Source organism: Alteribacillus sp. HJP-4 (genome assembly GCF_042139015.1).
Lineage (GTDB): Bacteria > Bacillota > Bacilli > Bacillales > Marinococcaceae > JBHIKY01.
In genome coordinates this window covers 41,968-50,976 of sequence record NZ_JBHIKY010000027.1, presented here as the reverse complement: position 1 = coordinate 50,976, position 9,009 = coordinate 41,968, and the positions used below count along the sequence as shown (strand labels likewise).

The window sequence follows — 9,009 nt, the reverse complement described above, 5'->3', positions numbered from 1 at the left end:
GTACATGGATTACTATAATCACGAAAGAATAAAAGAAAAACTGGCTGGTTTGAGTCCGGTACAATACCGAACTCAAACCAGCCAATCAGCTGCATAATAAAAACTCTAACTTTTGGGGTTCACTACCTGTCCGGGCTTTTTGATTAATTATTTATTAGCAGAAGTGAGCTGCATACCCGCAGGTGGTTTCACAGCCATTCCGCGGCGCTGCATTTCAGAGCTGAGCAAAGATATAAAATCGGGGTCTAGCTTTAAATCCAATGCTTTTTCGTATGCTTCTGCCAGCACGGTATTGCTGATTTTCTGCATTCCTAAAGCCCCCCCCTCATTTGATGATAATATCGATGTAAAAACTCGGATAACATGATTTATTTTATAATATACTATTTCTACTAAATGTGCAACAATATTACACAACAAAAGTAACGTTTTTTATTACTTTATGAATATTTATATTTCAATGTTGTTACAAATGTAGGTAATAAGAATTATGAATAATTTCATAATGGTTTTTGAAATTAAAACAAGAACATTCGGTTGTGACGACTCAAGATATATGAAAACCGGCCACGTTAGATGGGAATATCAATTCCAGCACGTTCTCTGACTGGCAGGGACTTTCTGATGTGTAATCCCCGCAGGGAGCCAGCCGTCCGGGAGGCTGAAGCCAACGCTGTAGAAAGCGTTCGCCAGAAGCGATTGACTGTTGAAGCAAAATCTGCCTCGGAGATGGTCCGGGAGCATAAGATGGCTCCAATTTTAACAGTACTTGCAGAAAAGGTTCTGCACAAGGCGGAGCCTTATTTTTATGTTAAACTAAGAAAGGAAAATATCAGCGCGTGTGCGTAAGATTACAGGAGGAAGTACATGATGCAATTTGACAAAGTACATGATCGTAAAAATACTAACTCAATGAAATGGGATCATACAGCAGAACGATATGGTTCATCAGATTTATGGCCGATGTGGGTAGCTGATATGGACTTTCAGGCGCCTCAGCCGGTGCTTAATGCCTTAAAAGAAGTGGCCGAGCACGGCATCTTCGGTTATCACCGCAGACCTGAATCCATTCGAGAAGTGACGACCTCCTGGATTAAAAAGCGATTTGGATGGAACGTGAATAACAACCAGATTGTCTATACACCAGGAGTAGTGCCAGCTATCAGTCATCTTATTAAGACCTTTACAGAAAAAGGAGACGGTATCATTATCCAGCCTCCGGTATACTATCCTTTTTACGCGTTAATTGAGTATACCGAGAGAAAGCTTCTGCGCAATCCATTAAAGGAAACCACGGATGGATTTACAGTGGATCTTGAGGATCTTGAACAGAAAATGAAAGAAGGCGCCAAAATTCTTCTCCTCTGCAGCCCTCATAATCCGATCGGCCGTGTCTGGACAAAAGAAGAGCTCGACAGAATTGCTGACTTGTGTGAAACATACGGGGTTCTGGTTATTTCAGATGAAATTCATGCAGATTTAATTCTTAAAGGCAAGCATATTCCATTTGCGTCTGCAGCGGCTGGAAGAAATATAGAAACGATAACCTGCATGGCACCAAGCAAAACCTTTAACCTTGCAGCATTACAGCTTTCTTATGTTGTGTTTGAAAATGAAGATTCACAAAAAGCGTATGAAGAGCATTTAAAAAGAAACTTTGTGGAAATTGATAATCCGTTTGCTACTGTTGCCGCGGAAGCAGCTTACCGTGATGGTGAAGAGTGGCTCGAGGAAATGCTTGAATATGTGCGGGGCAATGTCAGCTATGTGAAAAGCTTTATAGATAAAAATATGCCGGAAATGGAAGTGATCGAACCTGAAGGGACGTATCTGATCTGGATTGATATGCGCCGGTTAAAGATGTCCGCATCAGAACAGCAGGATTGGCTGCGCCAGGAAGGAAAACTGGCATTAAGTGATGGACATATTTTCGGAAGAGAAGGAGCAGGATTTGTACGGATTAATGTTGCCTGCCCGCGGGCGAATGTCGAAGAAGGACTGAACCGACTGCAGAAAGCTTACTTAAATATGCAGGAATAATACCCTTTTTTATCGAATAAAATGTATAATAGAATCAGGATTTGATTATAGGATAAAAGGGAGTCTAAGTTATGGGGAAAAACAATGTGTGTGAAGCCCTTTCTAAAGAATTTGAACAGCAATTGAATCGACCGTTGACAGGTAGTGAACTCCAATTCATCGTATGGCTGGCAGAAAAGCACGAAAATATAGAAGGCTGTAATTCCCTTTCATAACAAATAAGAGAAAGACCGCCACCTATGACCGCAGACTGGCGGTTTTTCTTTTTCCAAGTAATTGTTTTGATTAAATATATTCGCAAATACGATTAGATCAAGGAGGATGAAGCAATGAAAACCTTCCGGCTGCGTTCTCTTCAATTCTTTATTGAAGAAGAGAAATCCATTGAATTAAAAGACGTTCCAGTTATCGAGGGCCTTATAATCAATCGAGAAGAAGATGATGGTTCCTGGCTGCTTGAAGCGGTCATTAAAACGGAACATTTAGCCGCATTTTCTGCGTGGAAGCAGGCTGAAACACTCCTCATTTTTGAGGTGGTCATTACTCATCCCGAGAACGAACCGGCTATGATGAAGGGTACTATCCGTGATATTCTTGAGTTAAACAGCAACCTGAGTGTCATGATTGATGCAAAAATGGCGGCAGGTAAGGACGATATATCCACGATGCTGCTAGAAAATTTAATTAAGGAAGGCCGGTCTGGTGAAGAGCTGTTAAAAGAGTTCAGTAAGAGAAAAACAGACCAGAGGGGCTGGTCGAAGAAGATCGCAGAAAATTTATATAAACAGGCCGGACAAGGTTAATAAATCCCGGGCGCAGAATTTTTCTATTCGTGATTGAATTCTTCTTGAATAGGGAACTAATGGTACAGTAAAAGTTTGTATTAAATTGAGGAAGATAATGATGGGAAAATATACTTTTTATGATTATTATCGTAACGAAGTTGAATTAACATTCAGCGAGTCGTCCGAGTTCAAAAAGCCCGGCCATGTCTGGGCAATATGTCTTTATAAGGATCAGTGGCTTTTAACAAAGCATCCACGTCGGGGGTATGAATTTCCAGGCGGAAAAATAGAAAACGGCGAAACCCCGGAGGACGCTGCCATCCGTGAAATTTGGGAAGAAACAGGTGCCAAGGTCAACGATATTTATCAGCTTGGCCAGTACATCGTGTACGGTAAAGCCGAAACGGTCGTTAAAAATGTTTTTTTTGCAAGAATAAAAGAGCTGATTAAAAAAGATAACTATATGGAAACGAAAGGGCCGCTGCTGTTAAATAAGCTTCCGGAGAACTGCCGCGCGCATGAAGAATATTCTTTTGTGATGAAAGATGAGGTTCTGTCCCGGTCGCTGCAGCTCATCAGAGAGAAAGGCTGGATAGAAGAGCAAGGATAATGAAAATCCTTTCTTGCCGCCAGAGGTCCCAACAGGCAAAAAAGCTTAACGCCTTATCAGGCGATAAGCAGCTGCAACGATTATTTTCTGTCATAATGCCCGATCAGCTTTTCTTCTAATGCTTCGATAATTTTATACATCACCGTGGCGAGTACGGCAATCACAATCAGGCTCATCATGACCTGCTGGAATTGAAAGACTTGAAAGCCATAGATTATTAAATAACCGAGCCCCTTTTTTGCCACGAGAAATTCCCCGACAATGACCCCTACCCACGCAAGGCCGACATTGACTTTCAAGGTAGAGAGAACGGAAGGTAATGAAGCAGGCCATACGGCGAGCCGGAAGACCTGGCGTTTGGAAGCCCCGAGTGTCTGCAGCACCTTGAGGTAGTTAGGGTCCACCTGTTTAAATGCGTGATAGACGACTATGGTCGTGATCACCACCGATAACAAAAACCCCATCGCAATGATCGAGTACATACCCGGTCCGAGCGCCACAATGACAATCGGGCCAAGTGCCACCTTCGGCATGGAATTAAGAACGACTAAATATGGATCCAGAACTCTGGAGAGAAATGGGATCCACCACAGACAGGCAGCTATTAATGTGCCTGCCACGGTACCGAGTAAAAATCCTGAAAGCGTCTCGGTCAGGGTAACGGTGGTATGACTTAAAAGAGATCCATCAGCCGTCTTCTCAGCTATCAGCCTAGCTACACGGGAAGGCATGCTGAAAATCAGCGGATCAATCCAGTGCAGTCTGCTGGCTGTTTCCCAGCAAGCAAAAAATGAGATGAGAAACATAAGCTGACAGGCAGTCACCTTGTGTTTTTCTTTTCTGCGACGGTGCAGGTAAGCGTCATGGAGAGTTTGCATGTTCGTTTTCAACGTTCTCAAGCTCCTTCCATATTTGCTGAAAGAGTGCTTGGAAGCCTGCGTCATTTCGTGCCTCCAACGGCTTTTTTGCCCTAATATTGTCTGGGACAGAAAATGTTTGGAAAAGCCGCCCAGGCCGACTTGAAAGAAGATAGATTCGATCAGACATCGCAATAGCCTCCCCGATATCGTGTGTCACAAGAACCGCTGTTTTTTGATGCTTTTTTAAGGTGGTGGATACTAGATCCTCGAGCTTCAGCTTCGTTTGATAGTCAAGAGCGGAGAACGGTTCATCGAGTAAGAGCAGGGAGGGATCGGTGGCGAGAACCCGGACGAGTGCAGCCCGCTGCCGCATGCCGCCGGAAAGTTCTGCCGGATAAGACTTGGCTCTGTCCTTCAGCTTCATTTGCACAAGAAGCTCTTGAACGTGTTCTTTTACTGAGCTGGTCAGTGCACCGCTTACCCGCAGGCCAAGCTCCGCATTTTGTTGAATGGTCAGCCACGGAAATAAATAATCCTGCTGCAGCATATATCCGGTCTGCCTGCTTGGTCCTTTTACTGTATTCCCGTGCAGCAGAATTTCACCTTTAGTTGGCACCATCAATCCGGCAATCATAGATAAAATAGTAGTTTTTCCACATCCGCTTGGACCGATCAGAGAAACAAATTCTCCTTGCTGCACATCGAAAGAAATGCCGGAAACAGCTTCTGCCGCTTCCGTCATTGTGACATACACTTTATCCACGTTTCTCAATGAAAGCATATTACATTCACTCCTGTGTACCGGTCACTTGATCTGCCACTTCTAAATCAACGTACCGGTTATAATCGGACCTTTCTGGCAGTTCTCCTGCTTCCTCCATAATGTCCAGAAGGTTATTCCAGGCTTCTTCCGGCAGATACGGGGTTTTTGCATAGGACTCCTGTTCTTTGTAACGCTCTATTGAGGAGGCGATTATTTCCTGTGGTGTATCCTCGAACCATGGAGCGATGGAGGCGGCGACCTCTTCTGCTTCTGAGTTATACACCCATTGCTGCGCCTTGTAAATGGCGCGGGTAAAGCGTTCTACTTCATCGGATTGATCTTGAAGATATCCATCTTTGGCCATGAATACAGTGTAAGGAACAGGACCGGATTCTTCTCCGAAGGAAGCTACAATATGACCGAGTCCCTCTTTTTCAAACTGAGAAGCCTGTGGTTCGAAAAGCTGAACATAATCGCCTGTTCCAGATGCGAAGGCGCCTGGAATATTGGCATAGTCAACGTTTTGAATCAAATTAAGATCACCCGCTGGATCAATGCCATGATTTTTCAGCACAAATTCGCCCGTCATCTGCGGCATCCCGCCCTTTCGCTGTCCAAGAAACGAACTACCTTCCAGGTCACTCCATTCAAAGTCTTCGTTCGGTTCTCTGGAAATCAGGAAGGTTCCGTCGCTTTGTGTGAGCATGGCAAAATTAATGATGTCGTCAGCGGGATTCTGTGCATTTACATAAACAGATGTTTCCGCGCCGACAAGGGCGATGTCAGCGCCATCTGACAGTAAAGCTGTCATCGTTTTATCTCCACCCCAGGCTGTGGTAAGATCGATGGAAAGATTTTCATCTTCAAAAAATCCTTCTTCGATGGCTGCGTACAGGGGAGCATAAAAGATGGAACGCGTTACCTCACTGATCCGGATTTCAGCCTGCTCCTCTCCTTGCTGCCCACAGGCAGAAATCATACATAAACAAAATATAAAGAACATGGACAGGAACAGTCTGCCTTTTTTTCTCATAGTCATTCTCCTCTCCGCTCCTGCTGATGCAATATCTTATGCAGTAGGCTTGTTTATTGGTGCATACTATTCATACGGCAAGGAGCCTCTCATGAAAATTAGAAAATGTTATGCGAAAAATAGAATCAGTATTTATGAAGCTGCCTACAAAAGCGGCCCTTTTGTCGTGAAAGGATGTCTCGGAGTGCCAGAGGGCATCAGTCACGCCCCGGGTCTGCTCTATTTACGTGGCGGGATTAAGCATGTTGGCATGGTCAGTGAAGAGTTTGTGATAGAGCTGTGCTCTCGTGGATTTGTCGTGTTCGCACCTTACTATAGAGGAAACAAAGGAGGGCATGGCAGTGAGGATTTTGCAGGAGAGGACCGTGAGGATGCCCTTGCAGGATATGACTTACTGTCTGAACTAAAGCAAGTACAGTCGCAGCCTATTCATGTGATGGGCTTTTCGCGTGGAGGAGTGATGGCGTTATTTACAGCAATGGATAGGCCGGTTACTTCGGTGGTGTGCTGGAGTGGTGTATCTGACATGTCGTTAACGTACGAGGAAAGACCGGATCTGCGGAGAATGCTCAGGCGGGTCACAGGAGGTACTCCTGCAAACCGAAAAGAGGAATATGAGTGGAGAACCCCTTTATTTACGATAAATAAGCTGCGTGCTCCTGTGTTTATAGTGCACGGTGAAAAGGATGAGCATGTATCTGCAGCACATGCTGAAAGACTGGCAGAAGTATTAAAGCAGCATGAGGTTCCGTTTGAGAAAAAAATTTACGAGGGTATGCCTCACCATTTTCCTTATTCTCTAAAAGAGAAGGTTCTCACGGAAGTGGTCAAGTGGATGAATGAGCAGCAATAAAAAGAAGTGTCCGGAGAACCGGCACTGGCTGTCCGAAGTACTTGGTTCATCAAGCTGACCGCGCTTTTTTCGAAGGCATCGCCTCAGCATACCGCTTTATCAGTAACTTTCCAGTTTTTTGTCGCCATTAGTCCAATTAAATTTAATATAAAAAAGGGCTGCCCTCAAAAGGTAATCTTTTGGGGTCAGCCCGGTTCTTATTAGTATTTGCAGGGACTGCTGGCTATTACTCTGCTTTAGCTGTCAAAAAAGCGGGACCAGCTTCTTTGATGTAATCAGACACGTCGTCAAATTTTTCAAAATTAAGCCGGAATTGCTCAGCCAGCTCCCACGCTTTTTGGTCATATGCTGCCGGGTCTTTCCATGTCTGTTTTGGCTGCATGACATCGTCTGGAACACCTGGGCAATGGATCGGGATCGGCAGGCCGAAAATAGGATCAATAACCGTTTCGACTTCATCAAGCTCCCCTTGCAGCGCGGCCTGAATCATTGCGCGTGTGTAAGGAAGGTGCATGCGTTCTCCCACCCCGTAAGGACCGCCGGACCAGCCGGTGTTTACTAGAAATACATTCACATTGTGCTGCATGATTTTTTCACCGAGCATTTCCGCATAGCGTGAAGCATGGAGCGGAAGGAATGGAGAACCAAAGCAGGTGGAGAACGTAGCTTCCGGCTCGGTAATACCACGTTCCGTACCGGCAAGCTTACTCGTGTACCCGCTCAGAAAATGATACATGGCCTGTTCCTTTGAAAGCTTGCTGATCGGAGGCAGGACACCGAATGCATCTGCGGTTAAGAAAATGATCGTATTCGGGTGTCCGGCTTCACTTGGAACGAGAGCATTTGGGATATTCTCGAGCGGGTAGGCAGCTCTCGTATTTTCTGTCAGCTCTGTATTATCATAATTCGGCAGGCCGGTTTTTTCTTCAATATGCACATTCTCAAGCACAGAGCCAAACCGGATAGCGTCCCAGATCTGCGGTTCTTTCTTGTATGAGAGATTAATGCATTTTGCGTAGCAGCCGCCTTCAATATTGAAAACGCCGTTGTTGGACCACGCATGCTCATCATCACCAATCAAGTAACGAGTTGGATCAGCGGATAAAGTTGTTTTGCCTGTTCCAGAGAGTCCAAAAAACAATGCAGTATCTCCTTCTTCGCCGACATTGGCAGAGCAGTGCATGGAGAGTACGTCCCTTTGCGGAAGCATATAATTCATTACAGAAAATATCGATTTTTTCATTTCACCTGCGTACTCTGTGCCGCCAATTAAGACGATACGTTCTTCAAATGAAATGATAATAAAGGTTTCCGAGTTCGTCCCGTCCTCAGAAGGGTCCGCCTGGAAAGTCGGAGCATATATAATTGTGAAGTCAGCGTCCTCCGTTGTATTTTCGAGAGAATCAGGGCGGATAAACAGCTGGCGGGCAAACAGATTGTGCCAGGCATACTCGTTAACGACATTAAGAGATAAACGGTATGACGCATCTGCACCTGCATAACCATTGCTCACAAACAGCTCATCCTTTTCCTGAAGATGAGCGAGCACTTTGCTGTACAAGCCGGAAAATGATTTTTTGCTGATCGGCTGATTCACAGCGCCCCAGTTAATTTGATCACTCACGGATTTTTCATCAACAATAAATTTATCCTTCGGGGAGCGGCCAGTATATTTTCCAGTATTGACACTCAGTGCTCCGTTTGAGGTTAACACGCCTTCCCGGCGCATTAAAGATTTTTCAACTAATCGAGATACCGGGAGATTTTTATCAATGTTCTTCCCTTTCAACAGGTTTGAAAGTTCAGCAGAAAAGTTCATTGTCGTCATGGCGGCATAACCCCTTCTTTGCAAAAAAGTTTTAATAAAGCACCTTCATTCCATCATATTCGTTTATTGGGAGGCTTTATTACGTTTAATTATGAATTAGTATAACACATTTATTCTAATAGTCTATACTAATTTGATGATTTTGTTGATTAGTTATTCGCCTTTTCATGGACTTAAATTTAGTTTAGGCTTTCGGCTTTTGAAAATGGCGAGATTGCAGGTTTTTCTTTAAAATCG

12 protein-coding genes are annotated in these 9,009 nt (G+C 44.4%); 7 read left to right on the top strand and 5 right to left on the bottom strand.

Going from position 1 to position 9,009, the window contains the following annotated elements:
* Positions 1 to 97, top strand: a 97-nt coding sequence (locus ACE4RR_RS18385) for an IS3 family transposase (protein WP_375536912.1), incomplete at its 5' end; no start/stop codon positions are given.
* Between the two features lie 50 nt (positions 98 to 147).
* Here the strand turns inward: ACE4RR_RS18385 and ACE4RR_RS18380 are convergent.
* Positions 148 to 309, bottom strand: a complete 162-nt coding sequence (locus tag ACE4RR_RS18380) for a sporulation histidine kinase inhibitor Sda (protein ID WP_375536908.1) — start codon at positions 307 to 309, stop codon at positions 148 to 150.
* Positions 310 to 624: 315 nt separating this feature from the next.
* Here ACE4RR_RS18380 and ACE4RR_RS18375 point away from each other — a divergent pair, with 315 nt between their 5' ends.
* The 5 genes from ACE4RR_RS18375 (at position 625) to ytkD (ending at position 3,435) form a co-directional block, all read left to right on the top strand.
* Positions 625 to 849, top strand: coding sequence for a hypothetical protein (locus ACE4RR_RS18375; RefSeq protein ID WP_375536907.1), 225 nt, complete (start codon positions 625 to 627; stop codon positions 847 to 849).
* 18 nt (positions 850 to 867) lie between these two features.
* Positions 868 to 2,040: a MalY/PatB family protein gene (locus tag ACE4RR_RS18370; RefSeq protein WP_375536906.1), complete on the top strand. Its 1,173-nt coding sequence runs from the start codon at positions 868 to 870 to the stop codon at positions 2,038 to 2,040.
* 71 nt (positions 2,041 to 2,111) lie between these two features.
* Positions 2,112 to 2,255 carry a hypothetical protein gene (locus ACE4RR_RS18365; protein ID WP_375536905.1) on the top strand — a complete coding sequence of 48 codons (144 nt, stop codon included), beginning with the start codon at positions 2,112 to 2,114 and terminating at the stop codon, positions 2,253 to 2,255.
* Between the two features lie 114 nt (positions 2,256 to 2,369).
* Positions 2,370 to 2,843 (top strand): YwpF family protein, encoded by a 474-nt coding sequence (locus ACE4RR_RS18360; RefSeq protein ID WP_375536904.1) that lies wholly within the window; start codon positions 2,370 to 2,372, stop codon positions 2,841 to 2,843.
* Between the two features lie 100 nt (positions 2,844 to 2,943).
* Complete coding sequence (gene ytkD, locus ACE4RR_RS18355) at positions 2,944 to 3,435, top strand: RNA deprotection pyrophosphohydrolase (protein ID WP_375536903.1); 492 nt, start codon at positions 2,944 to 2,946, stop codon at positions 3,433 to 3,435.
* 80 nt (positions 3,436 to 3,515) lie between these two features.
* Here the strand turns inward: ytkD and ACE4RR_RS18350 are convergent, their stop codons facing one another.
* Genes ACE4RR_RS18350 through ACE4RR_RS18340 form a run of 3 tightly spaced genes read right to left on the bottom strand, consistent with a single transcriptional unit; the run spans position 3,516 to position 6,091 of the window.
* Positions 3,516 to 4,325, bottom strand: coding sequence for an ABC transporter permease (locus ACE4RR_RS18350; RefSeq protein ID WP_375536902.1), 810 nt, complete (start codon positions 4,323 to 4,325; stop codon positions 3,516 to 3,518).
* Entirely contained in the window at positions 4,297 to 5,076 is a 780-nt protein-coding gene (locus ACE4RR_RS18345) for an ABC transporter ATP-binding protein (protein ID WP_375536901.1), read from the bottom strand. The genes ACE4RR_RS18350 and ACE4RR_RS18345 overlap by 29 nt, the downstream gene beginning before the upstream one ends.
* 7 nt (positions 5,077 to 5,083) lie before the next feature.
* Positions 5,084 to 6,091, bottom strand: a complete 1,008-nt coding sequence (locus ACE4RR_RS18340; RefSeq protein WP_375536911.1) for an ABC transporter substrate-binding protein — start codon at positions 6,089 to 6,091, stop codon at positions 5,084 to 5,086.
* A gap of 91 nt (positions 6,092 to 6,182) precedes the next feature.
* Between ACE4RR_RS18340 and ACE4RR_RS18335 the strand changes: the two genes are divergently transcribed.
* Positions 6,183 to 6,944 (top strand): alpha/beta hydrolase family protein, encoded by a 762-nt coding sequence (locus tag ACE4RR_RS18335; RefSeq protein ID WP_375536900.1) that lies wholly within the window; start codon positions 6,183 to 6,185, stop codon positions 6,942 to 6,944.
* Between the two features lie 226 nt (positions 6,945 to 7,170).
* Here ACE4RR_RS18335 and pckA read toward each other — a convergent pair whose 3' ends face one another.
* Positions 7,171 to 8,772, bottom strand: coding sequence for a phosphoenolpyruvate carboxykinase (ATP) (pckA, locus tag ACE4RR_RS18330; protein WP_375536899.1), 1,602 nt, complete (start codon positions 8,770 to 8,772; stop codon positions 7,171 to 7,173).
* Positions 8,773 to 9,009: the final 237 nt, after the last annotated feature.

Bases quoted from the DNA above. Each gene is read 5' to 3' on its own strand.
- ACE4RR_RS18370 (WP_375536906.1), top strand. From the start codon at position 868: ATGATGCAATTTGACAAAGTACATGATCGTAAAAATACTAACTCAATG.
- ACE4RR_RS18375 (WP_375536907.1), top strand. From the start codon at position 625: ATGTGTAATCCCCGCAGGGAGCCAGCCGTCCGGGAGGCTGAAGCCAAC.
- ACE4RR_RS18360 (WP_375536904.1), top strand. From the start codon at position 2,370: ATGAAAACCTTCCGGCTGCGTTCTCTTCAATTCTTTATTGAAGAAGAG.
- ACE4RR_RS18345 (WP_375536901.1), bottom strand. From the start codon at position 5,076: ATGCTTTCATTGAGAAACGTGGATAAAGTGTATGTCACAATGACGGAA.
- ACE4RR_RS18335 (WP_375536900.1), top strand. From the start codon at position 6,183: ATGAAAATTAGAAAATGTTATGCGAAAAATAGAATCAGTATTTATGAA.
- ACE4RR_RS18365 (WP_375536905.1), top strand. From the start codon at position 2,112: ATGGGGAAAAACAATGTGTGTGAAGCCCTTTCTAAAGAATTTGAACAG.
- pckA (WP_375536899.1), bottom strand. From the start codon at position 8,772: ATGACGACAATGAACTTTTCTGCTGAACTTTCAAACCTGTTGAAAGGG.
- ACE4RR_RS18340 (WP_375536911.1), bottom strand. From the start codon at position 6,091: ATGAGAAAAAAAGGCAGACTGTTCCTGTCCATGTTCTTTATATTTTGT.
- ytkD (WP_375536903.1), top strand. From the start codon at position 2,944: ATGGGAAAATATACTTTTTATGATTATTATCGTAACGAAGTTGAATTA.
- ACE4RR_RS18380 (WP_375536908.1), bottom strand. From the start codon at position 309: ATGCAGAAAATCAGCAATACCGTGCTGGCAGAAGCATACGAAAAAGCA.